General features: G+C 67.9%; 26 protein-coding genes. 15 read left to right on the top strand and 11 right to left on the bottom strand.

Features of this window, described 5'->3' with window-relative positions; all coding sequences use genetic code 11:
* Window positions 1–87 precede the first annotated feature (87 nt).
* Together AC37TH_RS02325 and AC37TH_RS02320 are read left to right on the top strand one after the other, a co-directional pair.
* On the top strand, window positions 88–924 hold the full coding sequence (locus tag AC37TH_RS02325; RefSeq protein ID WP_490762742.1) for an SDR family NAD(P)-dependent oxidoreductase: 837 nt from the start codon (window positions 88–90) through the stop codon (window positions 922–924).
* The gene (locus tag AC37TH_RS02320; RefSeq protein ID WP_490762741.1) at window positions 921–1760 is read left to right on the top strand and encodes an alpha/beta fold hydrolase; all 840 of its coding nucleotides are present in this window, start codon (window positions 921–923) and stop codon (window positions 1758–1760) included. Before AC37TH_RS02325 ends, AC37TH_RS02320 begins: the two co-directional genes overlap by 4 nt.
* Here AC37TH_RS02320 and AC37TH_RS02315 read toward each other — a convergent pair.
* Window positions 1757–2782, bottom strand: coding sequence for a DUF1214 domain-containing protein (locus tag AC37TH_RS02315; RefSeq protein ID WP_490762740.1), 1026 nt, complete (start codon window positions 2780–2782; stop codon window positions 1757–1759). The genes AC37TH_RS02320 and AC37TH_RS02315 overlap by 4 nt on opposite strands.
* A 92-nt stretch (window positions 2783–2874) precedes the next feature.
* Between AC37TH_RS02315 and dcd the strand changes: the two genes are divergently transcribed.
* A complete protein-coding gene (gene dcd / locus AC37TH_RS02310; RefSeq protein WP_490762739.1) occupies window positions 2875–3480 on the top strand; it encodes a dCTP deaminase in 606 nt (201 codons plus the stop codon).
* Between the two features lie 34 nt (window positions 3481–3514).
* Entirely contained in the window at window positions 3515–4042 is a 528-nt protein-coding gene (locus tag AC37TH_RS02305) for a hypothetical protein (RefSeq protein ID WP_490762738.1), read from the top strand.
* A gap of 136 nt (window positions 4043–4178) precedes the next feature.
* Here the strand turns inward: AC37TH_RS02305 and idi are convergent, their stop codons facing one another.
* From idi to AC37TH_RS02285, 4 genes are all read right to left on the bottom strand, one after another.
* On the bottom strand, window positions 4179–4730 hold the full coding sequence (gene idi / locus AC37TH_RS02300; RefSeq protein WP_490762737.1) for an isopentenyl-diphosphate Delta-isomerase: 552 nt from the start codon (window positions 4728–4730) through the stop codon (window positions 4179–4181).
* A 122-nt stretch (window positions 4731–4852) separates the two neighbouring features.
* The gene (locus AC37TH_RS02295) at window positions 4853–6235 is read right to left on the bottom strand and encodes an extracellular solute-binding protein (protein WP_490762736.1); all 1383 of its coding nucleotides are present in this window, start codon (window positions 6233–6235) and stop codon (window positions 4853–4855) included.
* Between the two features lie 46 nt (window positions 6236–6281).
* Window positions 6282–7175, bottom strand: coding sequence for a carbohydrate ABC transporter permease (locus AC37TH_RS02290; protein WP_490762735.1), 894 nt, complete (start codon window positions 7173–7175; stop codon window positions 6282–6284).
* Entirely contained in the window at window positions 7172–8137 is a 966-nt protein-coding gene (locus AC37TH_RS02285; RefSeq protein WP_490762734.1) for a carbohydrate ABC transporter permease, read from the bottom strand. Before AC37TH_RS02285 ends, AC37TH_RS02290 begins: the two co-directional genes overlap by 4 nt.
* Window positions 8138–8310: 173 nt before the next feature.
* Here AC37TH_RS02285 and AC37TH_RS02280 point away from each other — a divergent pair, with 173 nt between their 5' ends.
* Together AC37TH_RS02280 and AC37TH_RS02275 are read left to right on the top strand one after the other, a co-directional pair.
* On the top strand, window positions 8311–9396 hold the full coding sequence (locus AC37TH_RS02280) for a glycerophosphodiester phosphodiesterase family protein (RefSeq protein WP_490762733.1): 1086 nt from the start codon (window positions 8311–8313) through the stop codon (window positions 9394–9396).
* Between the two features lie 37 nt (window positions 9397–9433).
* Complete coding sequence (locus tag AC37TH_RS02275; RefSeq protein ID WP_490762732.1) at window positions 9434–10453, top strand: LacI family DNA-binding transcriptional regulator; 1020 nt, start codon at window positions 9434–9436, stop codon at window positions 10451–10453.
* Window positions 10454–10490: 37 nt separating this feature from the next.
* On the opposite strand, the gene AC37TH_RS02270 is transcribed toward AC37TH_RS02275, so the two are convergent.
* A complete protein-coding gene (locus AC37TH_RS02270) occupies window positions 10491–11231 on the bottom strand; it encodes an MgtC/SapB family protein (protein ID WP_490762731.1) in 741 nt (246 codons plus the stop codon).
* A gap of 141 nt (window positions 11232–11372) precedes the next feature.
* The gene (locus AC37TH_RS02265) at window positions 11373–12224 is read right to left on the bottom strand and encodes a hypothetical protein (RefSeq protein ID WP_490762730.1); all 852 of its coding nucleotides are present in this window, start codon (window positions 12222–12224) and stop codon (window positions 11373–11375) included.
* A 55-nt stretch (window positions 12225–12279) separates the two neighbouring features.
* Between AC37TH_RS02265 and AC37TH_RS02260 the strand changes: the two genes are divergently transcribed.
* The 4 genes from AC37TH_RS02260 (at window position 12280) to AC37TH_RS02245 (ending at window position 15391) form a co-directional block, all read left to right on the top strand.
* Complete coding sequence (locus AC37TH_RS02260) at window positions 12280–13053, top strand: MarR family winged helix-turn-helix transcriptional regulator (protein ID WP_490762729.1); 774 nt, start codon at window positions 12280–12282, stop codon at window positions 13051–13053.
* 167 nt (window positions 13054–13220) lie between these two features.
* Complete coding sequence (locus AC37TH_RS02255) at window positions 13221–13640, top strand: YciI family protein (protein WP_490762728.1); 420 nt, start codon at window positions 13221–13223, stop codon at window positions 13638–13640.
* Window positions 13637–14890 carry an RNA polymerase sigma factor gene (locus AC37TH_RS02250; protein ID WP_490763842.1) on the top strand — a complete coding sequence of 418 codons (1254 nt, stop codon included), beginning with the start codon at window positions 13637–13639 and terminating at the stop codon, window positions 14888–14890. Before AC37TH_RS02255 ends, AC37TH_RS02250 begins: the two co-directional genes overlap by 4 nt.
* A gap of 96 nt (window positions 14891–14986) precedes the next feature.
* Window positions 14987–15391, top strand: coding sequence for an NUDIX hydrolase (locus tag AC37TH_RS02245; protein WP_490762727.1), 405 nt, complete (start codon window positions 14987–14989; stop codon window positions 15389–15391).
* 139 nt (window positions 15392–15530) lie between these two features.
* Here AC37TH_RS02245 and AC37TH_RS02240 read toward each other — a convergent pair whose 3' ends face one another.
* Entirely contained in the window at window positions 15531–17009 is a 1479-nt protein-coding gene (locus AC37TH_RS02240) for an MFS transporter (protein WP_490762726.1), read from the bottom strand.
* 182 nt (window positions 17010–17191) lie between these two features.
* Here AC37TH_RS02240 and AC37TH_RS02235 point away from each other — a divergent pair, with 182 nt between their 5' ends.
* The 3 genes from AC37TH_RS02235 (at window position 17192) to AC37TH_RS02225 (ending at window position 20371) form a co-directional block, all read left to right on the top strand.
* On the top strand, window positions 17192–18103 hold the full coding sequence (locus tag AC37TH_RS02235) for a hypothetical protein (RefSeq protein ID WP_490762725.1): 912 nt from the start codon (window positions 17192–17194) through the stop codon (window positions 18101–18103).
* Between the two features lie 188 nt (window positions 18104–18291).
* A complete protein-coding gene (locus AC37TH_RS02230; protein WP_490763841.1) occupies window positions 18292–18444 on the top strand; it encodes a toxin C-terminal domain-containing protein in 153 nt (50 codons plus the stop codon).
* A gap of 1120 nt (window positions 18445–19564) precedes the next feature.
* Window positions 19565–20371 (top strand): hypothetical protein, encoded by an 807-nt coding sequence (locus AC37TH_RS02225; protein ID WP_490762724.1) that lies wholly within the window; start codon window positions 19565–19567, stop codon window positions 20369–20371.
* Window positions 20372–20380: 9 nt separating this feature from the next.
* On the opposite strand, the gene AC37TH_RS02220 is transcribed toward AC37TH_RS02225, so the two are convergent.
* Window positions 20381–21124, bottom strand: a complete 744-nt coding sequence (locus AC37TH_RS02220; protein WP_490762723.1) for a GTP pyrophosphokinase — start codon at window positions 21122–21124, stop codon at window positions 20381–20383.
* A gap of 36 nt (window positions 21125–21160) precedes the next feature.
* On the opposite strand from AC37TH_RS02220, the gene AC37TH_RS02215 reads away from it, so the two are divergent.
* The gene (locus AC37TH_RS02215) at window positions 21161–21778 is read left to right on the top strand and encodes a C39 family peptidase (protein ID WP_490762722.1); all 618 of its coding nucleotides are present in this window, start codon (window positions 21161–21163) and stop codon (window positions 21776–21778) included.
* 3 nt (window positions 21779–21781) lie between these two features.
* Here AC37TH_RS02215 and AC37TH_RS02210 read toward each other — a convergent pair whose 3' ends face one another.
* Both AC37TH_RS02210 and AC37TH_RS02205 read right to left on the bottom strand, forming a co-directional pair.
* Window positions 21782–21982, bottom strand: coding sequence for a helix-turn-helix transcriptional regulator (locus AC37TH_RS02210; protein ID WP_490762721.1), 201 nt, complete (start codon window positions 21980–21982; stop codon window positions 21782–21784).
* Window positions 21983–22015: 33 nt separating this feature from the next.
* Complete coding sequence (locus AC37TH_RS02205) at window positions 22016–22432, bottom strand: hypothetical protein (RefSeq protein WP_490762720.1); 417 nt, start codon at window positions 22430–22432, stop codon at window positions 22016–22018.
* Between the two features lie 226 nt (window positions 22433–22658).
* On the opposite strand from AC37TH_RS02205, the gene dnaK reads away from it, so the two are divergent.
* Window positions 22659–24521, top strand: a complete 1863-nt coding sequence (gene dnaK / locus AC37TH_RS02200; protein WP_490762719.1) for a molecular chaperone DnaK — start codon at window positions 22659–22661, stop codon at window positions 24519–24521.

Below are 24521 nucleotides of genomic sequence, written 5' to 3'. Positions count from 1 at the left end.
GACGAGTGTACGAGTTCGAGGACGAGCCATTCTCAAACAATACCGCCGAAACGAGACGGACCGTCCAGTTTTGGATAGGGTGGGGAAATGACTTCACCCCAAACTTGGATGATCACTGGCGCCAATCGCGGGCTGGGCCGCGCCATTACGCTTGCCGCCGTCGAAGCGGGTCACGCCGTAGTCGCGACGGTGCGCGGCGCACACTCGCTTCCGGAACACGAGCGTCTGGTTGTGCAGCAACTCGACGTTCGAGACCGGTCTAGTGCCTTCGACGCCGTTGCGTCGGCAGTAGCCGAATTCGGCCGGCTCGACGTGCTGGTGAACAATGCCGGATACGGCCTGATCGGCGCGATCGAGGAAGCCGGCGAGGAAGAAGCGCGTGCCATCTTCGACACGGATCTGCTCGGTCCGCTCTGGCTGAGCCAAGCCGCGATACCTGTCATGCGCGATCACGGGGGCGGGCATATCGTTCAGATCTCGACCGTGGGGGCCGTGGGGACCATGCCGACGCTGGGGCTCTACAACGCGGCGAAGTGGGGCCTCGAGGGTTTCAGCGCGGCAATGGCGGCGGAGGTCAGCCAATTCGGCATCCGCGTGACCCTCGCCGAGCCCGGGGAGATCGACACGGACTGGGCCGGCCGGAGTATGCGGTTCAGTGCACCGATTGCCGATTACGACCAGCTGCGCACCCAATTGTTCGGTACTCCAACCGTGCCGTGGCCGGCAGCGGAGGGCGGTGCGGGGACCTCCCCCGAGGACGTTGCGGCCGCGATTCTCGCCCACGTCGAGGACCGCGACGATTCGCGGCTCCGGCTGCTCATCGGCGAGGATGCTCCGGGGCAAGTGGAGGCGGCGCTGGAACTCCGTCACCAGGATTACGCCAAAGATCCGCGATTCCCCGGTCACTCGATCGAGAGCAAATGATCGTCACGCACACCTCAAATATGGAGGGCCTCGCCGTTCCCACTCGTCTGGGGCGTCTCTCCGTACGAGCATTCGGTCCTGCGGGCGGGCAGCCCACGGCTTTCTGGTCTTCGATGTTCATCGACAGCCGCACCTGGGACCGACTGCTGCCCACCCTGCGGCAATCAGCACCCGAACGCCGGTACCTTCTGATAGACCCACCAGGGCTCGGCCGCAGCGAACCGCTGCATCGCCGCAGCACGATCCCCGAGGCCGCCGCCGCCGCGCGCGACGCACTCGAGGCACTCGCGGTCTCGGAACCCGTCGACTGGGTGGGTAATGCCTTCGGCGGGCATGTCGGCTACGAACTCGCGACCGAGCCGGGAATTCTGCGATCGTTCGTCGCAATCAGCGCACCCGTCGAGCCGATCCCGCCAGCACTGCGCCGCAAGATCCTGTTGCTGAAGCCTCTGCTTCAGTCCTTCGGCGCAATCGGCCCCGTGCGCTCGGCCCTGGTCAAGGCGATGCTGACGGATGCCTCCGCAGCCGATGCGGGCATCCGTCGAATCGTGGTCGAAAGCCTTTCGAGACCGCCGAGGGCCAGCGTCGCGCTCGCCCTCCGATCGTTCATCCTCGACCGAGCCGATGTTTCAGCGCTCCTGCCCCGCATCGGCGTGCCGAGCCTCTACATCGCCAGTGATGATCGCGGCGACTGGTCCCCCGCCTCCGCCGAACGCGCGGCCGCGCTCGCCCCCGACGCGCGGGCGATCACCGTCACAGGAGCCCGCACGCTCGTACCGCTCGAGCAGCCCGAAGTCGTCGCCCGAGAGCTGCTCGCCTTCTGGGGCGCCGTCTAGGAACCGTCGATAGGGGAGGCACCGGCCATGCGATCTGAGAACTCACCGCTTCTCTCTGGCCGCGACATCGAGGCCGACTCCTCTGCGTCGATCGGGGGAATTGCCCAGGAGCCGTCGAAGTAGGCGGCACGCGGACGGTAGAGGCGAACGAGAAGGTTCCATCCCCGGGGGACGGGGATCGCATTCGGAATGCGCGTCGATGGGTCGTCCACGAAGCGCACCACCACCGAGCCGTCCCTCTCCCGCTCGGCGGTGATGCTGTTGATCGTGTAGCGGCCGGCGGGGTTGGGTTCAAAGTAGCCCTCCGCGTTGTAGACCGAGATCGACCAGAAGGCGTCGACCGGCGCATCCTGAATGCGCATCGTGAAGGAGCCGGGGGCGAGTCCGGGATCGACGCTCACGTAGACCGCTTCGGATTCGGGCAGGCCGCCCCAACCGGACGCCGTGCCGATCAGATGCCGTATTGGGAGAATCTCCTGTTCCGTGCCGAACATCCCTCGATAGTCGCCGACACCCTTGGCAAGCGTCAGGAGGGCGCTTCGCGTTTCGTCCAGGGATGCGGAATCGTAGTCGTCGAGCGCGTAAGGGGTCGCCGAGGTCGCGTCGACCGTGATGCCCTTCTGGAGTTCTCCGACGATCGCCAGATCGTCCGCGTCTTCCGGGTCGGCCAGAATGCGCACCGCCACGAGAGCGTATGGCGTTCCGAACTCCCGAGTTGTGAGCTCGAATGAGCCGGCCGCGTGGAAGATTCGGTTGACCAGGTGGTTCTCGTTGACGACCATCGCGGAGATGTAGCGGTCGCCCGCGTCGGGCAGTGTCAGCGTCGCGCCGGCGGAGATGTCGACGATGGCGAAGCTGTAGAGGGTGTCGCGGTTCAGGCGGACGACGGTCTGCTCGTCGATCGGCGCGGGGAGGGAGTTGTGACGAAAGGTGTTCACGCCCCCGGCCGCAGCTTGGAGCGCTGCGAACATTCGGGCCGTCTCGGCGACCACGAAGTTGTCGACGTTCACAGTAATGCTCATGCACGGCCCCCTGCTCGTTGTTGGGCCAACGCTAGTGGACTCCGCCCATAAGTGGGAGGGGCTCTCGCGACCTCGCCCGGTAGGCTGATCCCGTGCTTCTCTCTGACCGCGACATCAAGGCCGAGCTCGGCGCCGGCCGCATCGCTCTCGAACCGTTCGACCTGGCTATGGTGCAGCCGTCGAGCGTGGACGTGCGGCTCGATCGTTTCTTCCGCCTGTTCGACAACCACAAGTACCCGTTCATCGACCCGGCCGAGGATCAGCCGGAGCTGACCAGGCTGGTCGAGGTGGATTCCGACCAGCCGTTCATCCTGCACCCTGGCGAGTTCGTGCTCGGGTCGACGTTCGAGCAGGTCTCGCTGCCGGATGATGTGGCCGCGCGCCTCGAAGGCAAGAGCTCGCTCGGGCGTCTCGGTCTGCTCACGCACTCCACCGCCGGCTTCATCGACCCCGGATTCTCCGGTCACGTAACGTTGGAGCTGAGCAACGTCGCCACCCTCCCGATCAAGCTGTGGCCGGGCATGAAGATCGGTCAGATGTGCTTCTTCCGCCTGACCTCTGCGGCGGAGCGGCCGTACGGGTCGAGCGAGTACAGCTCGCGCTACCAGGGCCAGCGCGGCCCGACGGCGTCGAGGTCGTACCTCAACTTCCATCGCACGGACGTGTCGACGACGGAGGCAGGTCGCAGCGCAGGCTGATCGCGTCCGTCCCATCCACCAGGAGGGCAGAACCATGAGCGAGTCGACAGACGCAGCGTTCGCGCGGGCACTCGTGGCGTCGGGTCCGACGCCCGTGCGGCCGCGACAGATGCAGTTGTTCGGGCAGCTTGTGGGCAGTTGGCGCGCCGAATGCCGGTTCCTCGACGAAGAGTCGGGCGCATGGTCGGAGTTCACCACCGACTGGCTGTTCGCGTACACGCTGGGCGGCAGGGCCATCCAGGATGTGCTGGTCGCGCCGAGCGCGTCCGACCCGTCGATGACGGAGGCGAAGGGCACCACCATCCGGGTCTACGACGCGGTGCTCGGGTTGTGGCGGGTGAGCTGGTTCGGCGCTGTCGCCGGCGACTTCTGCACGCTTGTGGCGAGCGCCCACCACCGGGACGGCATCCGCCAGGACGGCACCCAGACCGACGGGCGCCCGATCCGCTGGAACTTCAGCGCGATCACGGCGGACTCGTTCACCTGGGACGGATGGGTCTCGGACGACGAGGGCAGCACCTGGTGGCTCGAACAGCACATCGAGGCGTCCCGCACCCACTAGCGCCAGCCGCTGGACGACCCGCGGCCGCCATGTGCCGATGCCGGAGACGGCATACGGGCTGCTAGTTATCCACAGTCAATTACACAGGTGGAAAATAATGAGTTCATTTCATTCTTCCGCCGCGCGGACTACCTGATCAGAACAGGCCGGACGCCTCGATGGCGCTGTCGGCATACAGTGCGGGCAGCTGGAGAGTGAGCCACGGGCTGAACGCCCACGGCGTCGCGTCGACGGCTCCGAGCAGGATGCGCGGGTCGACCCAGCGCCATTCCGCCACCTCGCTGGGCTCCGGCGAAAGGTTGCCGGAGATCGTGGCCGTGTACACCGGGCAGATCTCGTTCTCGACGATCCCACCCGCATCCACCGCCCGATAGCGGAAGTCGGGCAAGGCGACCACGAGGTTCTCGATGGCGGCGCCCAACTCCTCGCCGGCCCGGCGCGCGATGGCGTCCTCGAAGCTCTCGCCCGGCGCGGGATGCCCGCAGAACGAGTTCGTCCAGACGCCCGGCCAGGTCAGCTTGCCCAGTGCCCGCCTGGTGACCAGGATGCGCCCGTCGCCGTCGAACAGGTGGCACGAGAAAGCGAGGTGAAGGGGGGTGTCCGTCGTGTGCACGGTCGCCTTGTCGGCGACGCCGACAGCTGTGCCGTCCTCAGCGAGCAGAACGACCTCTTCGCGGGGTGGGGTCATGCTTCCATTCTCCCATCCAGCCATCGAGCCCAGGCTTTCTCTCGATAATCCTCGGACATAACGGGAAGAAGCCTGGGCTCGATGGCTGCGGGCTGGGCCGCGCCGGGGGTGCGGCCGGGCGGCTAGTTGGAGCCGAGCTGCTGCTTGTAGTCGGCGATCGCCTGGTCGGCCGTGGTGGTGGCGTCGGCGACGGCCTGCTTCATGGTCTTCGAGCCCGAGAACGCGGCCTGCATCTCCGGGATCACCGCGGCGCGGATGGCGCTGAACGCTCCCGTGAAGCAGCCGTGCGACGCCGGGACGTCCGTGACGTTCTTCACCTGGTCGATGGCGACCTGAGCGACGGGGTGGCTGGCGAGGTAGTCCTTGCGGGCCGCCGAGTTCTCGAGTGCGGTGTTGGCGGGGACGTAACCGGTCGCCTCGCTGAACGTGGCCTGCGACTTCGCGGACGCGAGGAACGAGATCAGCTTCCAGCCGGCCACCTGCGCGGCCGGGGTGGCCGTGTTGCTGAGCCACATCGCCGAACCGCCGACGACGGTTCCGGCCTTCGATGAGGGGGCGGAGAGCGGGAACGGCAGCGCCTCGTAGGCGAACGACGTGCTCTGGGCGACCGATGCTGCGACGGCCGACGAGTTGAACATCATCGCGGTCTTGCCCGCTGCGAACGCGGTGACCGCGTTGTTGTTGTCCGTGCCGACGTTGAGTCCGGCGCCGGCTTTGTAGAGGTCGGCCATCGTCGTGAACGCCGCCACCTGGCTCGCGTTGCTGAGGCTCACCTTATCGGCGCCCTTGCCGTCCCTGCCGTTGCCGGGGGTGCAGTACGGGTTGCCGCTCGTGGCAGACAGCTGCTCGAACCACCAGTCGTCGAACGCTTCGGCGATTCCGGGGACACCGGTGGCGGTCGTGATCTTCTTCGCGGCGTCGGAGAGTCCGCTCAGCGTGTTGAGCGACGCCGGGTCGACGTCGGCCTTGCTGAGCAGGCCCTTGTTGACGAACAGCAGCGGCGTGGACATGTTCATCGGCACGGCGACGAGCTTGTCATCGACGCTGTAGTAGCGCTTGCCGGCTGGGGACAGCTGACTGAGGTCGAGGTCTTTCGGGTTGGCCGCCGCCATCGCCACCGGGGAGACGCTGCGCTTGACGTCGTTGAGGAAGCCGGAGGAGATGTCGTTGCTGAGCGTGACGGTCGGCGTCGACTTGTCGCGCAAGGAGGCGGTGTACTTCGCGAGCAGGTCGGGGTAGCTGCCCTGCGCGCTGGTGTTGACGTGGATCTTCCCCGCGTTCTCGGTGTTGAACTCGTCGACGAGCGACTGCAGGGCCTGCGCGTTGATGCCGCCGAGTCCGTGCCAGAACGTGATGTCCGTCACGCCTTTCACGCTGCTCAGGGCGGAAGGGCCGGGGGCGCCCGCCGACGCCGCGGTGGTCGGCGCGGAGGAGCCGCCGGAGCTGCATCCTGCGATGGACAGCAGGACGAGCGCCGCTGCTCCGAATGCGATGGTCTTCTTCATGGCTGGTTCTTTCGTTCGGTGCGGATGGGGGTGGTCGGTTCGGGGGTTATTTGAGGACGCCGCGGGACATGCCGGTGAGCAGGAACCGCTGGCTGACGATGACGAGGATGACGGTCGGGATGAGCACGAGGGCGGTTCCCGCGAAGACCGCGGCGGGCGCGGTGGACTCGGACGACACCAGCTGCGAGAGGCCGACCTGCACGGTGCGGTTGGCTGGGGTGTCGGTGATGAGGAGGGGCCAGAAGAAGCCGTTCCAGGCGAACAGCGCGCTCCACATGATCGCGGTCGTGACCTGGCTGCGGCACGCGGGCATGACGACGAGCACGAGGGTGCGGAAGTCGCCGCAGCCGTCGAGCCTGCTCGCCTCCCAGATCTCGCGGGGCAGCGAGGCGAACGCCTGGCGCAGCAGGAAGATCGGGTACCCGATCGCGAGGTACGGGATGATGATGCCGAAGATGGTGTCCCTGAGCCCCAGGCTGCTGACGAGCTGGTAGTTCGGCACCACGAGGCTCTCGCCCGGCACCGCGAGGGTGGCGATGATCAGCGCGAACGCGATCCCCCTGCCGCGCCAGCTCGGGAACACGAGCGCGTACGCGGCCAGCGCCGACGTGACGAGCTGCGCGAACGTCTGCAGCACCACGACGATCATGCTCGTGAGGTATTGCTGCCCGAGCGGGATCGCCGAGAGGGCGGCCGTGAAGTTGTCGAGCGTGAACTCGCTGAGCGGCGGGAACAGGCCGCTCTTCACGAGCGCGCCGGTCCGGAAGAACCCGCTCACGAAGGTCATGTAGATCGGGAAGCCGATCAGCAGCGCGAGCACGATGAGCACGACGATGCGCACGATGTCGCCCGGGCGCAGGGTGCGCATCCTGGATCGGCGTCTGCGGCCGGCGGTGGCGGTGCGGCTGGCTGTGGCGGTGCCGGTGGCGGTGGCGGTCATACCGTGACCCTCCTGTTGATGAAGCGGAACTGGAGCCAGGTGACCAGCGCAACGATGAGCACGAGCACGATGGCGACGACGGAGGCGCGCCCGTAGTCAGGCGTGCCCTGGCCGAACGCGTACATGTACAGCTGGTAGACGAGTGTGGTGGTGCTCGACGACGGGCCGCCCGCGGTCAGGATGCGCACCTGGGTGAAGGTCTGCAGGCCGGAGATCGTCTGCGTGACGAGCAGGAAGAACAGGCTCGGGCTCAGCAACGGGATGAGGACGGACCAGGTGAACCGGAACCCCCCGGCGCCGTCGAGTTCTGCCGCCTCCATCACCTCCGGCGGGATGGTCCTGATGGATGCGGCGAGCACCAGGAACGCGAAGCCGAGCTCGTACCAGGCGGTGGTGAGCGACACGGAGAAGATCGCCCAGCCCGGTTGTTCGAGCCAGGGGATGGCGTTGATCCCGAGGTGCGCGAGCAGCTGGTTCACGACGCCGACCGACGGCGCGAGCAGCCCGGAGAAGATCGCGGACGCGCTCGCCGCCGAGTACGCGAACGGCAGCGAGAAGATCACGCGGAAAAGGCCGCCGGCCGGGATCCATTTGCGCAGCAGGATCACGGCGAACAAGGCGATGCCGACCGACATCGCCATCGACAGGAAAGCGATCAGCAGCGAGGTGCCGACGACGCGCTGGAACGATGGCTGAGCGAGCAGGGTGAGGTAGTTGTCGAGGCCGACGAAGCGGCTGGCGTTGCCGAAGAGGTCGGTGCCGAAGAAGCTGAGCTGCAGGCCGTTCAGCAGCGGCCGGTAGATGAAGACGGCGAGCAGGACGGCCGCCGGGACCACGAACCAGGGGCCGATTCCGGTGCGTAGGCGCGTGGGTCGTTTGCGCCGCGTCGGGCGCGCGGCCCCGGAGCGGCGCTCGCTCGGGGTGGGTTCGCGGCGGTCGGCCGTCGAGATGGTTGATGTCATGGTTCTCCTGCCCGCATCATCGCGGGAACGTTCCCGGTGTGCATGGAAAGTATCAGAGCCGCACATGACGCGCAAGCGATGCTGGGGTGAACGACGGATGAAGTCGGTGAGGTCGGGTGATATTGTTCAAGACATGACGGGAACGTTCCCGGTGACGAGACAGGGAGCGAATCGTGACAATCTCCGACAGCGGCCTCGAAGCTGCGCTGCACAGGGGCGCCGGGTGGCCGGCGATCATCGGCCACCGCGGCGCGAGCGGCTACCGCCCGGAGCACACCGCCGCCGCATACGATCTGGCGTTCGCGCTCGGCGCGGACTCCGTCGAGCCGGACATCGTCCCCACCCGCGACGGCGTGCTGGTCATCCGGCACGACGCCGAGATCTCGACGACCACCGATGTCGCCTCCCGGCCGGAGTTCGCCCACCTGCGCACGAGCAAGGAGATCGACGGGGTGCGGCTGTTCGGCTGGTTCACCGAAGACTTCACCTGGGACCAGCTCGCGACGCTCCGCGCCGTCGAAAGACTCGGCCGGCTGCGCCCGCTCAGCGCGTCGTTCGACGGCCGGTACCCGATCCTCCGGATGCGCGACCTGTTCGCGCTCACCGACGCAGCCGCCATTAGACACGACCGCGCGCTCGGCATCGTCGCCGAGATCAAGCACGCGACGTACTTCGAGAGCATCGGGCTGCCGTTGGACGAGCTGTTCGCAACGGAGGCGGCCGAGGCTGGCTGGGGGAACGCATCCACACTGGTGGTGGAGAGCTTCGAGAAGACCGTGCTCGGCCGGCTCGCAGCCCGGGGCGTCACCGCCGACTGGATCTACCTCATCGAGGCGCACGGTGCCCCCGCGGACCGGGTCGCCCGAGACGGGTCGGCCGCTCGCAGCTACGACGACGACGTCTCCGATGCCGGCCTTCGCGCGCTCGCGGCAGAGGAGGCAGGCCGCGGCATCGACGGGGTGAGCGTCGACCTCTCCCGTCTCCTCACGCGCGGACCGGATGGGGAGACGACGGTGACCGACCTGCCGGAACGGGTCGGCGCGCACGGCCTGCAGACCTACTGCTGGACCCTCCGCCCGGAGAACGCGTTTCTCTCGGACGACTTCCGGCACGGCCAGGCGGACTCCGGCTACGGCGACTGGTGGAACGAGTTCCAGCTCGTGCTCGGCAGCGGGGTGGATGCGGTCTTCGCCGACCATCCAGACCTCGCCGTCGCCGCACGGGATGCGTTGCAGCACGCGGAGGCCGCCCTCCTCTGATACCGTCCATTCGGACGACAGAGCGAAGGGGGCCGCCGTGGCTCAGGAGCGCGCGAAGGCGCCGACGATCATCGACGTCGCACGCCTGGCCGGTGTCTCGAAGTCTGCCGTGTCCCGTGCGCTGCTCGGGCAGGGCGAGGTGAGCGAGGACGCCAGGCAGCGGGTGCTCGATGCGGCGAACTCGCTCGGCTACGTGGCCAACGCGATGGCGAGAGGCCTCGTCTCCGAGCGCACCAAGACCCTCGGCGTCGTCCTGCACGACGTGACCGACCCGTTCGCCGGCTACCTCCACGTCGCGATGCAGACGCGGGCGACGGAACGCGGATACTCCGTCGTGACGGCGACGAACCCCGGCGAGCTCACCCTGGACAACGCGCTCACCGCGCTGCGCTCCCTGGTGTCGCTGCAGGTCGACGGCCTCCTGGTCTGCTCGGCCAGGTTCCCGTCCGATCAGGTGCTCCCGTTCGTCGACCGGCTTCCCGTGGTCGCCGCCGGCCGCCGCGAGAACGAGCCGGTGCTGTCGAGCGTCTGCGTCGACGACATCGATGGAGGCGAACAGCTCGCCGACCACCTGATCGAGCTCGGCCACCGGTCGGTGGCGGTGATCCTCGTCGACGGCGAATACTCGTACAGTCAGCATCTGCGCGGCGTCGCGATGATCGACAGGCTGACCGCATCCGGTGTTGCCGTGACGGTGCGAGAGGTCGGCACCAACGCCGACGCGGCGGGCATCCTGCCGTCGTTGCTGGCGGTCGACGGACTGACCGCGGTGATGTGCCCCAACGACCGCACGCAGGTCGCCGTCATGGAGCAGTGCGAGCGCGCGGGCGTCGCGGTGCCAGGGCGGCTCTCGGTGACCGGCTTCGACGGCATCGGTGCGCTGGCGACCCCGCTGCTCGGGCTGACGACGTTCCGCCAGCCCATCGAGGAGATCGGCCGAGTCTCGGTCGACCTGATGATCGCCGCCATCGAAGACGGCGTCCCCGCCGACAACCACCTCGTGATCCCCGGCGCTTTTGTCGCCGGCCGCACCACCGCGCCCCCGCCCGCTCTGTAACCGCCCGCCCTGTAGCCGCCCCTCGATTTTCTGGGGGTCAGTCTTCTGGGTCGGTGGGCCACCAGCGGGAGGCGACGACCTTGGGGTCGAGGCTGATCCGCTGGACAGCGCGTTCGAGAGTGCCTGGAACGCCGGGCTTCGTGGAGGTGACGCGGGCGAGGACAGTGACGTGAGAGTGCGGGCCCGGCTTGGTGTCGACCGAGCGGAGCATCAGGTCCGGCCGCGAGACGGCCTGGATGACGAGCGCCCTCACCCGGTTCTCGCTCTTCTCGGTCGTCTCGACCTCGAGGGCGAAGTCGTTGCTCTCCTCCGCCTCGTCCGGGTCGTCGGGGTGGTCGGCGAAACGACGGGTGCGCTTGTTGACGAAAGTGCTGACCGGGCGCAGGAGGGTGTTGGTCGCGACGATCGCGACGGCGCCGATCACGGCCATCCACAGGCTTCCGGCACCGGCGAGCGACCCGATCGCCGCTGCGCACCAGAGCGTCGCGGCCGTTGTCAGCCCCCGGATGTTCAGGCCGTCGCGCAGGATGACGCCCGCACCGAGGAAGCCGATCCCAGAGACGACCTGCGCGGCCACCCTGGTCGGGTCGGCGGTGGGGCCGTCGAGTCCGACCGACCCGACGATGACGAACAGCGAAGACCCGGCCGCGACGAGCGCGTTCGTCCGGATGCCCGCCGTGCGCAGTCGCCACTGGCGTTCGAGCCCGATCGCGGCGCCCAGCCCGATCGCGACCAGCACCCGGATGGCCAGGCCGAGGATGAGCACGGGGTCGTTCATGGCACCTGCTTCCCTCCCGGGCGGTGCCGGGAACGTTCCCGGAGGGAGTCTAGCCGGTGCGGGTGGGGTGCGACAAGGCGGGCGGTGTGACCGCCGCGCCTGTCGCCGCCGCGTTTGTCGTCGCCGTGCCTGTCGCCGAGCTCACTCGGCCGGGGTGGTCGGCGTGCGCCATCCCAGGTTGCGCGCCATCGCTTCGAGTGTGGCGACCGTGGTCGCGTAGTCCTCGTCGCTGATGCCGGCAGTCATCGACTCCCGCACACCCTGGATGCGCGCCAGAGCGGAGGCGTGCGCCTCGCGTCCGGCGTCGGTCAGCTCGACCAGCTCGTTGCGGTCGCCGGACACGGTGACCCAGCCGCGCTCCGCGAAATCGGCGATGGTCGCCTCGACGCGGGAGGTGCGGGGGTGGTGGTGCCCGTGGTCGCGGCGGGCGTCGGTCTGGTGCTCGTCGTGGTGGTGATGCGGGTGGTCGTGGTGCTCGTTGTGGCCGTGTTCGTGACCGGCGCAGTCGCCGTGCCCGTAGTGCTCGGGGCGACCGTGGTGCTCGGGGTGACCGAAGTGCTCGGGACGACCGTGGTGCTCTGGGCGCTGCGGGTGCTCGCCGGGGCCGTAGCCATGGGAGGCCCGCATTTCCTCGTAGCGCTGGCGCCGCTGCTCCCAGAACGCTGCGCGGTCGTCGTCCGACGAGAATCGCGGGCGACCGCCGAAGCCCTCGCCGCGCCCGAAGCCGTCGCCACGCCCGAAGCCGCGCCCGAACGGCCGGCCGCCGCGCATCCCGTGGCCGCGTCGCCCTGTGCCGCCGCGTCGGGGCGGCAGGGCCGTCTCGATGTCGTCGACGCTGGTCGCGCCGTCGGCGATGGTGTTGAGGACGCGCCAGCTTCCGCGGCGCAGGTCGAAGCCGGAGAGCTCATCGCGCATCCGGTGGCGGAGTTCGTGCTCGATCACGCCGAACCAGTAGCCCGGGGGTGTCGTCTGTGAATTCGTGTTGGTGTTCATCGTGGAACCCTTTCCTATTGCATGTACTGTTACAAGCAGTTGTATGATTACATACATGGAAATGGATGGTCAAGCCCCCGATCCCGATTCGCAGGATGCGGACATCGTCGCGCTGGTCGAGCAGTCGCTCCTGGCCGTCCGCCACGATCAGTCCCGGCGACGGATGCACGGAGGCCCGCCGAACCACGGAATGCCGGGCCGCGGCCCCTGGCCGGGCGGGTTCGCGCGCGGCCAGGGCTGGGGCGGTCACGATCACGGCGGCCACGGCGATCGCGACGATCACGCGGGCCATGGCGATCACGGCAGCCACGGAAACCACCCCGGCTTCGGAGCGCCCGGCGCGCACGACACGCAAGACGGCCCCGACGCCCCCGGCGACACCGACGCCCCCGACGACACCTCCGGTTCCACGCCGTTCCCAGGCTTCGGCGATTCCGCGCGTCATGGCCCCGGCCGCCGTGGTCGCCCCGACGGTTCGCTCGGCCGCGCCGCCCGCTTCCGGATGCTCGACGTGCTCGAGGCTGCAGAGCGCGACGGCACGACATACTCGATCAGCACCCTCGCCCCCGCGATCGGCGTCGACCAGCCGCGGGCGAGCAGGCTGGTGCAGGAGGCGGTCGACCGGGGGCTCATCACCCGGGTGACCGATCCCGCCGATGCGCGGCGCACGCTCATCCAGTTGACTGCGGCGGGCCGCAAGCAGATCGTCGAGGTGCGCAACCACCGGCGTTCGGCCGTCGAGCAGGCGCTCGCGACCTTCACCCCGGACGAGGCCAGAGCGTTCGCCGACCTCTTCGCCCGTTTCGTGCGGGCGTGGCCGCGGGACTGAGCCGAGCGGGAGCGGCCGAGCAGCAGCGCCCGAGCGCAACGGCCAAGCGCAGCGGGCGCCGAAGAAGATCTCCGGAAAACTTTCCGTCCCGGTGTCGATCGGGGGTCGCGCCGTTCGACCTCTGGGTGCAAAGGTCGGAGAGCGACCTCAGATCAAGGAGAAACCGAATGTCCAAATACATGCTCATCCTGCGGCCCACCGAGGCTGCTGCCGCGAACTTCGCCAACCTCGACTTCGAGGACGTCCTCAACGCGATGGGCGAGTTCAACGACGAGCTGATCAGGGCGGGCGTGCTGCTCGCGGCCGAGGGGCTCGCCGACCCCAGCGAGGGCGTCGTCGTCGACTTCAGCGGGGAGACCCCTGTGGTCACCGATGGCCCATACGGGGAGACCCGTGAGCTGTTCAACGGCTACTACATCCTGGATGTCGCCTCGGCGCAGGAGGCCGTGGAGTGGGCCAAGCGGGCACCGCTGACGGCGGGCAGCATCATCGAGATCCGCCGGGTGCCGTCCATCGAGGAGTTCCCGCAGGACAACGTCTGGATCAAGAAAGAGCGCGCGTGGCGCGAACAGACGGGGCAGCTCTGACAGGCACAGCCGCCCGCGCAGCCGTCGAGGCCGTCTGGCGCATGGAGTCCGCCCGCATCGTGGGCGCCCTCGCGCGCTACACCGGCGACTTCGCGCTCGCCGAAGATCTCGCCCAGGAGGCGCTCGCGGAAGCGCTCGTCTCCTGGGCGGTCGACGGTGTGCCGGCGCAGCCGACCGGCTGGCTGCTGACCGTCGGCCGGCGCCGCGCCATCGACGCGTTCCGCCGGAGGGCCGCCCGCGACGACCGGTATGCGCTTCTGGCCCGCGACCTGGAGGAGACGGAGCCCGGTGCCGACGCGCTTTTCGACCCTGGCGCGATCGACGACGACGTGCTGGCGCTGATGTTCGTCAGCTGCCATCCGGTGCTCTCCAAGGAGGCCAGGATCGCGCTGACGCTGCGGGTGGTCGGCGGTCTCACCAGTGACGAGATCGCGCGGGCGTTCCTCGTTCCGGTTCCGACCATCCAGGCCAGGATCACGCGCGCCAAGAAGACGCTCGCGGCGGCACGGGTGCCGTTCGCCGTTCCGGAGCCGGCCGAGCGCGGTGAACGACTCGGGTCCGTGCTGCAGGCGGTCTATCTGATCTTCTCCGAGGGTTCCTTCGCCTCCAGTGGCGACCAGTGGATGCGTACCGACCTCGCCGACGAAGCGCTCCGCCTCGGACGGGTGCTGGTGCGCCTCGCGCCGGAGCCGGAGGTGTTCGGGCTGCTCGCCCTGATGGAGTTGACGGCCGCGCGCTTCCCCGCCCGGATGGATGCGGATGGTGAGCCGGTGCTACTGGAGGACCAGGACAGGCGGCTCTGGGATGTGGCGGCGATCCGCCGTGGCCGCGCGGCGCTCGCGCACGCGGCGTCGGCGGGGCGCGGTCTCGGCGCTTACGGGCTGCAGGCGTCGATCGCGCAGTGCCATGCGGTCGCGCCGTCGGTCGCCGAGACCGACTGGAGGCACATCGTCCTCCTCTATGAAGCGCTGGCCCAGCTCACGCCGTCCCCGGTGATCGAGCTGAATCGCGCGGTCGCCGTCGCCATGGCGGACGGGCCGGCCGCCGGGCTGGCGCTCGTCGACGCGATGACCGAGCGCGGCGACCTCGCGGGCTCGTACCTGCTCCCGGCGACGCGCGGCGAGCTGCTCACCCGGCTGGGGCGACCGGATGCGGCCGTCGCCGCTCTGGAGGAGGCGCTCGTGCTGTGCCCGTCGGCGTCCGAACGTGCGGCGCTCGACCGCAAGCTCGACCGGTTGCGCGCCGGCTGAGCGCGAGGCGCTCGACCGCGGTCGAGCGGGCTGAAGCGCGGATTGAAGCGCGGGTCGAGGCGCGGGTTGAAGCGTCCGGCTCGCTACGCTCGACCTATGCAGCACCCCGTCATCACCGTCTCGGCCGTCGCGTTCGTCCGGGAGGACGGCGACATCCTCACCGTCCGCAAGCGGGGCACCTCCCGGTTCATGCTTCCGGGCGGAAAGCCGGAGCAGGGCGAGTCGCCCGCCGAGGCGGCCGTGCGCGAAGTGCGCGAGGAGGTGGGCATCGTCCTCGACCTCGGCGAGTTGTCGCTTCTGGGAGCCTGGGAGGCGGACGCCGCCAACGAACCAGGCCACACGCTCGACGCGACCGTGTTCACGGCCGCCCTCACGGGCATCCCGGTCGCTGCGGCCGAGATCGCCGAACTGCGCTGGTCGAGCCCCGTCGATCCTCTAGGCGACCTCGCCCCGCTCCTCCGCGACCACGTCATCCCCGCACTGACTCAGCTCCCCCAATAATCGAGCCGGGACTTATGCACGCGACACGCCGCGCCAAGCGTGCACAAGTCCCGACTCGATGGCTGCGCGACGCTGGATGCGCGGGACGAGCCAGCGTCGGCGGCGGAAGCGAAGCCGATGGCGGAGGCGGCGGCGGCGGTCAGCGGGTGGCGCGGACCGGGATGAGCAGGGCGAGACCGAGGGCGAGCACGAGCACGATGCCGAGGATGCCCCAGTACTGCGCTCCGCCGATCGCGACGAAGGTCGCGAACAGGAGCGGCGCGAGGAACGAGACCGCGCGTCCGGTCGTCGCGTACAGGCCGAACACTTCGCCCTCCCTGCCCGCTGGGGTGATCCTGGCGAGGAACGTGCGGCTCGCCGACTGAGCGGGCCCCACGAAGAGGCAGAGCACGAGGCCGCCGATCCAGAACGCCGTCGCTCCGAGGTCGTGCGCGAAGAACACGGCGAGCCCCGCGATCACCAGTCCGATCAGGGAGGTGACGATCACCGGCTTGGCGCCGAACCGGTCGTCGAACCGGCCGGACACGAACGTGCTGATACCGGCGACGACGTTGGCAGCGATGGCGAACAGGATGACGCCTCCGCTGCTGAACCCGAACGTGCCCTGCGCCAGGATGCCCCCGAACGTGAACACGCCCACCAGCCCGTCGCGGAACAGTGCGGACGCGATGAGGAACAGCACCGTGTTGCGGCTCTCCTTCCACAGCCGGCCGATGTCGCGCACTAGCACGCCGTACGACTGGAAGAACCCGACCCGCGGTCGCCGCGAGCCGATCGGCATCTCCGGCACGGCGATGAGCACGGGCAGCGAGAAGATGAGCGTCCAGGCCGCGGCGATCAGCGCAATGATCCGGATGTTGAGGCCCGCGTCCTCCGTGACGTGCAGCATCCCGCCGGTGCCGTCGTCGTTGCCGGTGACGAGACCGAAGTACACGATGAGCAGCAGGACGATGCCGCCGAGGTAGCCGGCTCCCCAGCCGAAACCGCTCACCCGGCCGACCGTCTTCGGGGTGGAGACCTGCACCAGCATCGCGTTGTAGTTGACCGTGGCGATCTCGTAGAAGATCGTGCCGATGGCGACCAGGATCACGCCGAGCAGGAAGTAGCTCGGCTCGCCGACGACGAAGAACATGAGCGCTGTGATCACCACGACGACGCCGGTGTTGATGCCGAGCCACAGCTTGCGGCGGCCCGACCCGTCGGTGCGCTGACCCAGTACGGGTGCGATCAGGGCCACGATGATGCCCGCGACGGCGAGCCCCCAGCCGAGCCCGCTCGACAGCGGTGCCTCGGCGGCGGTGACTGCGGCGTGGGCTGGTCCCTTGAGGTCGGTCTCCGCATCCCGTGCCGCGACCAGCGCCGGGTCGACGAACAGGCTGCCGGTCAGGTAGACGGTGAAGACGAACGTGGTGATGACCGCATTGAACGCCGCTCCTCCCCAGTCCCACAGCGCCCACGACACCACCTGTCGACGCGGGATGCGCCGCTCGGCCGAACTGTCCACGAACAGCGGGGATGCGGCGGTCACCAGGGCGTCGGTGTTCGCCGGGGCAGGCGCGGGCGTCGGCTGGTTGCTGCGGTCGGCGTCGTTGCCGTTCGCGCTCGGGTGAGTGCTCATGAGCACAGCGTATGGCGTCGCGGTTGCCGGAGGGTGAACCGCTGCGCCGTGGCGGGTGCGTCGCCCGGCGAGAGTTCCGTGCGCGCACGGATCCGGCCGTGTCGCGGCCGCGTATAGGCTCGCGCCGAAGGAGTTCCTGACACGCATATGTCCGGAGCGGCATACACGGCATGGAGGCTGAGATGACCACGATGGTGAATGAGGATCGACAGTACGGCTGGGTGCGGCACCTGCTGCCGCGTATCGTCATCGGCGCTCTGATCGCCGCCGCCCTGGTGGGCGTGTACGCCGTGCTGATCGGCCGGTTCGACGAGACCTGCTGGAGGCTCATCGGCACGATCGCTCTGCTCGTCTTCTTCTCGCTCGTCTCCTGGTACGACGCCGATGTGTCGGCGAGGCGCGCACCCTGGTTCGGGGCCGTGAGTGTGATCACGTCGGCATACCTGCTGCTGGCGGGCCTCGCGAAGATCTGGACGCCCGTGACGCACGACCCATACGCCGCGCACCCGTGGTGGGAGCCGGTCGCGTGGTTCGCCCTGGTCGCGGTGACCAGGCTCGGCCTGCTGCACATCCACCTGGTGCTGAACACGCAGCGGCGTTTCACTGGGCCGGTGATGAGCAAGGTCACCGTTGCGACGCTGACGCTCGTGGCCGTGCTCACGCTCGGCCTGTCGCTGCCGCTCGCGCTGCCGACGATCGACTTCGGCGAGACGTACTGGCGGGTGCTGGCCGTCGTCGCGATCCTGGATGCGCTGGGGACCATCCTGATCCCGCTCACCTACACGCTGTTCGGGCCGAAGACCGAGGCGCCGCCGCAGCCCTGGCCGGCGCCGGAGCCGTGGAGCCAGCCGGCGCCCGCGGCGTTCGCTCCTGCGCCGACGTTCGTGCCGACGCCGACACTCGCACCCGCTCCGACACAGCCGGCGGCACCGGCAATGGCGCCGCTCTCGGCCACGCTCCCCGCCGCCTCCGCGTACCCGCTCCTCGACGCCTCCGACGGGATGCGCCTGGAATGGCCGCGCTACATCAGCGGGCAGCCGCTGCCCGCGAGGGTGGACGGCTCCCCGGACTTCACGGGCGTGGTCGGCTACTAGATTGCAACCGGCAGCGTGTACTGGTTGCCGGCGGCTGCCGGGAGGGCGGCTGCCGGGAGGGCGGCTCGAAAGCCCGGGAAAATCAAATTCTGGAATATTCAAAACATCGCACGCCTGAAACGTAAACGAACTGAACACATCCCCTAAGTTGGTGAGGCCGGTTGTTCGACTCGGCACAGCTCAGCGGGGTGATCTCGGTCGGCAAGAAGTATGTGTCATGGGATACCGAGGGCCACAGGGGCGGTGTTTGGAAGATGGCGAGAAGCAAGTCAGAGCTTGACCAGAAGACAACTCGTGACGGCACATTCAACTTCGACTTGTCGCAGCAAGTGGGCAAATAGCGATGGATGAGCTGGAGTGGGGGGAGAGTTGGGGTCTCTCGTTTGAGGGTCTGACCCGACCTGGAGCTGAGGCGCTTGCGGCGTACGGGCAATCCCTCGGCTTTGATGGGGCGGCGGATGATCCCAAGCAGTGGTGCGCTGTGAGATGGGACCGGAAGACGGTCGAAATCGTTCTTAGGCTGTTAGAGGGCGGGCTCGTCGCGTGGGAGTCACGGGCGACTCCTAATTGGGTCCGGTGGGGCGGACAGAACCTGGCGGACGATCTCACAGAGTGGTTGAAGCGGGCCGAGGCTGTTGACGACGACGATTGCCCTAGCTCGGCCCCTGCTGCGTACACCGATCGCAGAGGCGCGGGTACCGGTGGTGAATGCTGGCATGTGGTCTTCTACGAATTGACCCAGTTTGGGGCCGAGGCGATAGTTGCGTACGCTCGTTTGCTCGGAATCGACGGCATAACCCTGCATCCTCGGCGCTTCTTCAAGATAGGCGCACCGCGTGGCAGCGTCGACATTGATGTCTTGTTCTTACGGGCGGGGCTCGTTGCGTTCGCGGGTGCGCTTTCGGAGCGGGACCGTCGTGTGGGGTCGGCTGTGCTCAGTGATTTCAGGAAATGGCTGAGTCAGGCTCCGCCGCTAGGCGCGCTTCTTCCTCGGCGTTCGGTGAGGCGGCCTCTTGACGGCGGGTCGTGGGGTCTTACGTTCGATGGGTTGACGGGCGTGGGGGCGGAGGCCCTGGTGTTGTTCGCCGAGTCGATTGGGTTCAGTGCGGAGGCGGCCGACCCGTCGCGGTGGTGTGAGATGCGGTTCGACAGGCGGCGGTCTGATGTCTTTGTGATGTTGGCTCGGGCTGGGCTTGCAGTGCACGAGGACGAGGGAGTCCGCAATTCCGCACGTTGGGATATCGACGCGTTTGCGGTTGGTTTAGAGGAGTGGTCGGTGGGGGCGCCGGTGGTCTCCGATGGCGAGGGGCCGGGGGTCTATGAGGTGGGTCGTGGGGCGGGTCCGTTGGATGACGGGTGGGGTGTCATGGTCGACGGTTTGTCGGAGTCGGGTGCGGAAGCTTTGGTCTCGCGCGCGCGGTCGATGGGTTTTGCGGCCACTGCGTGTCGTCCGGGGGGGGGGTGTATGCGAGTTTCGACGATAGGACGGCTGTTGAGAGCGAGTTCTATTTCGTGCGTGCTGGTCTGGCCGCGCGTTGGCGTGAGCTCTCGAGTGGCGACAGGTTGATCGGGCGGACGTTGGTGGGTGATCTTGAGGAGTGGTTGTTGCAGTCGCGGTTGTCGGGGGTTGTCGCTCCGGCGGTCGGTGTCGAGTCGTGGGGTCTTGCGTTCGAGGGGTTGACGGAGTCGCAGGCCAGAGGCTTGGTGGCGTTTGCGGAGACGATCGGTTTCGCCGGTAGTGCTGGTGATTCGGCGCATCGGTGGGAGGTTCGGTGGGAGCGGGAGGCGGTGGAGATCGTAATCGGCCTGGTGCGGTCGGGTCTCGGTGCGCTGGAGGGCCAGGTGTTGCCCAGTGGTGTTCGTCGTGCGGCGGTGGCGTTCTGCGATCGGCTTCAGGGGTGGCTGCGGCAGGCTGAGGCTGCTGGAGAGGGCGACGCCGGAGGGTGGGGCCTCCGCGATGTTGGTGTGAGGGTGCGGCCGGAGAACAGGAACTGGGGTGTGTCGTTTGCCGGGTTGACCGAGGCGGGTGCTGAACGTGTCCTCGTGGTGGCGAGGTCCATTGGTTGCGAGGGCTCAGTGTTGGATCCTCGGCGGACGTTCGCGGGCGGCGGAGACTGGGTCGATGGCGAGGTCGTACTGCGTGCCGTGCGTGCCGGGCTCTCTGCTCGTACGGGTGAGCTTTCCGGTCGGGAGAGTCACGTCGCGGAGACGGTGGTCAGCGACCTCACGGAGTGGCTGAAACGCGCGCCGATCGTCGAACTCGACTGACGAACGACGCTAGATCGCGACCGGCAGCGTGTACTGGTTGCCGCCGCCGGTGCCGCGCACCTGCCGGTGCAGGCTCTCCATCGTGATGTCGAGCTGGTTGGCCTTGACGGCGGCGTCGGTGAGGTCGCGGAGCAGTTCCTCCGGCACCTCGCCGTCGTACTTGTAATAGATCTTGTGCTCGGTGCTCGCCCAGAAGTCCATCGCGACCGTGCGGATCTGCACCTCGACGGGCACCGCGATCGGGCCGTCCGACAGGAACACCGGCACCTCGACGATCGCGTGCAGGCTCTTGTAGCCGTTGGGCTTCGGGTGGGCGATGTAGTCCTTGACCCGCAGCACGTTCACGTCCGCCTGCGCCGACAGCAGCTCGAACACGTGGTAGACGTCGGAGACGAAGCTGCAGACGATCCGGATGCCTGCGATGTCGGTGATCGACTCCCTGATCGCGTCGAAGGACGGGTCGCACTGCTTGCGCACGATCTTCTGCTCGATGCTCTCGGCCGACTTGAGCCGGCTGGTGATGTGCTCGATCGGGTTGTAGTCGTGCAGCTCGGCGAACTCTTCGCGCAGGATCGACACCTTGGTGGAGATCTCGTCGATCCCGAACTTGTACGGCATGATGAATCGCGCGAAGTCGGTGCGGAACGCCTGCACCTCGTCGAGGGTCGCTGCGTCGATGTTCTGCAGCGCTTCGATCGCGCGTGACGACAGCAGCGGGCCGTTGTGATCGTCGGGGAGGTGCTCCGAATCCATGTACAGCACGCTAGCGATGGTCCTTGTGGAGGCGGTGTGAATCTCAGCGAGACGTTCTTCCCGTACGAGTCGCAGTGGGGCGACCCCCGCTGCAACGAGGCGTTGATCGTGCACGGCGACGACCCGGCCGGACTGCACGACTGGGCGCAGGACGGCTACACCTCCGCCGAGGAGTACCGCTACTGGGCGCGCAACGTGTGCGGCCTGGCGTGCCTGCGGTCGGTGGTGCGCGGCTGGCGTCCCGCCGCGGCCGACGCGACGATGCGCGACCTGATCGACGGCGCCGTCTCGGCCGGGGCGCTGGTGCCGGAGGAGGGAACGGTGCGTGGCCTCTATTACCGGCCGTTCCTGTCGTGGATCGCGGACGAGTTCGGGCTGGGCGGGCAGGTCGTGGAGGGGACCACGGCGCGCGAGCATTTCGCATCCATCGGCGACGGCGTGGTCGCGTTCGCGTCGGTCACGCCGGAGATCCGTTTCCCGGAGCGCGGCAACGCGCGGGTCGGCGGGCACCTCGTGCTCGTCCACGGCTTCGACGGGGAGACCGTCACCTTCCACAACCCCTCCGGGATCGGGGAGACGGCGGCGGATGCGACGCTCCCCGTCGACGAGTTCCAGCGGTTCTACGCCGGCAGGGGGATGCTCGTCCTGGCGTGAGCTCTACGCATCGCCACCCGGCAGGAAGATCACCTCGATCGGCTTGCCGAACAGCCGGGAGATACGGAACGCCAGCGGGAGCGACGGATCGTATCTGCCCGTCTCCAGGGCGACGACGGTCTGCCGCGACACCTCCAGCCGTTCGGCGAGCACGGCCTGGGTCCAGCCGCGCTGTTCGCGTTCGGAGCGCATGATGTTGTCCATCAGCGGATGTTTCCCATCACCGGTTGTTCCCCATCATCGGTTGGGGGCGCCGACGATCAGGTTGGTGAACTCCCACGAGACGATCCCGGCAATGGCGATGATCCATCCGCCGTTCGGCACGTCGAACCCGGCCGTGCTGAAGGTGCCGAGCACGATCGACCCGAGCATCGCGACCGTGAACCCGACCGCCAGCCCAGGGAAGAACAGCTTGCGCTGGTACTCGTCCATCGTCCGCACGCGCCGGACGGTCGCGACCACCATCCACACGAGCGGCAGCAGCGGCAGTATCGCCAGCGGAACCCGCCACGGACTGTTCGCGTGACCCCAGGCGCCCAGCGCCACGTTGGCGAGCACGAAGCAGACGCCCGCGACCTGCATCTGGATGCGGAAGCTGCGCTGGCGCCGGCGTTCGGTCGGCGCCTCCTCCTCGGAGTCAAGGTCGCTTGTCATTCTTCGATCGTAGGAAGCCCACTAGAACGAGTCAAGGAAACTTGTCTTTTCTCGCAGAATCCGGGAATGAACAGGGCTTCTTCAAAGTTGAGTCTAGTGTGCTCAAGTTTTGGATCCCCGGCTTGACAGCCTCAACGACGGGATGCGACACTTGAGCCATCAAGACTCAACTCTTGATCCCAGAATTTTCAGCCACAGAGTCAGCAACAAAAGGAGAGAAGCACATATGTCACGTGCAGTAGGAATCGACCTCGGAACCACGAACTCCGTCGTCTCCGTCCTCGAAGGTGGCGAGCCCACCGTCATCGCCAACGCGGAAGGCTTCCGCACCACCCCGTCGGTGGTCGCGTTCACGAAAGACGGCGAGGTGCTCGTCGGCGAGACCGCGAAGCGCCAGGCCGTCACGAACGTCGACCGCACCATCGCGTCGGTCAAGCGCCACATGGGCACCGACTGGAAGGTCGATGTCGACGGCAAGAAGTACACCCCGCAGGAGATCTCGGCACGCATCCTCGCCAAGCTCAAGCGCGACGCTGAGCAGTACCTCGGCGACACGGTGACCGATGCGGTCATCACCGTCCCCGCGTACTTCAACGACGCCGAGCGTCAGGCCACGAAGGAGGCCGGTGAGATCGCGGGCCTCAACGTGCTCCGCATCATCAACGAGCCCACCGCCGCCGCTCTCGCCTACGGCCTCGACAAGGGTAAGGAAGACGAGCTCATCCTGGTCTTCGACCTCGGTGGCGGAACCTTCGACGTCTCTCTCCTCGAGGTGGGCAAGGACGACGACTTCTCGACCATCCAGGTCCGTTCCACCGCCGGCGACAACCGCCTCGGCGGCGACGACTGGGACCAGCGCATCGTCGAATGGCTCATCAAGCGCTTCAAGGACTCGACCGGTGTCGACGTCTCCAAGGACAAGATCGCGCTGCAGCGCCTCAAGGAAGCTGCAGAGCAGGCCAAGAAGGAGCTGTCGTCGAGCATGTCGACCAGCATCCAGCTGCCCTACCTGTCGCTCACCGAGAACGGTCCGGCCAACCTCGACGAGTCGCTCACCCGCGCCCAGTTCGAGCAGATGACCAGCGACCTCCTCGACCGCACCAAGAAGCCGTTCCAGGACGTCATCCGCGAGGCGGGCATCAAGGTGTCCGACATCGCGCACGTCGTGCTCGTCGGCGGTTCGACGCGTATGCCGGCCGTGAGCGAGCTCGTGAAGCAGGAGACCGGTGGTCAGGAGCCCAACAAGGGTGTCAACCCTGACGAGGTGGTCGCCGTCGGCGCCGCCCTCCAGGCCGGTGTCCTCAAGGGAGAGCGCAAGGACGTCCTCCTCATCGACGTCACCCCGCTGAGTCTCGGCATCGAGACCAAGGGCGGCATCATGACGAAGCTGATCGACCGCAACACCGCGATCCCGACCAAGCGCAGCGAGACCTTCACGACCGCGGACGACAACCAGCCGTCCGTCGCCATCCAGGTCTTCCAGGGCGAGCGCGAGTTCACCCGCGACAACAAGCCGCTCGGCACCTTCGAGCTCACCGGAATCGCCCCGGCCCCCCGTGGCATCCCGCAGGTCGAGGTCACCTTCGACATCGACGCCAACGGCATCGTGCACGTGTCCGCCAAGGACAAGGGCACCGGCAAGGAGCAGTCGATGACGATCACCGGCGGCTCGTCGCTGCCGAAGGACGACATCGAGCGCATGGTGCGCGAGGCCGAGGAGCACGCCGCAGAGGACAAGAAGCGTCGTGAGACCGCGGAGACCCGCAACACGGCGGAGCAGCTCGCGTACTCGATCGAGAAGCTGATCAAGGACAACAAGGACAAGCTCCCCGAAGACGTCAAGAACGAGGTCCAGGGCGACGTCGACGCGCTGAAGACCGCGCTCGCCGGAGACGACGAGGACGCAGTCAAGACCGCGTACGACAAGCTCAACGCGAGCCAGCAGAAGCTCGGCGAGGCGATCTACTCGTCCAGCCAGGCCGACGCTGCCGCCGGTGAGCAGGCGCCTGCGGGCGACCAGCCCGCCGAGGAGAACTCGGACGAGGACGTCATCGACGCCGAGGTCGTCGAAGACGAGGAGAAGAAGTAA

The organism is Leifsonia sp. McL0627, from assembly GCF_058244615.1.
Note: the sequence above shows the minus strand (reverse complement) of the source record. Positions and strands in the feature narration are given on the sequence as shown.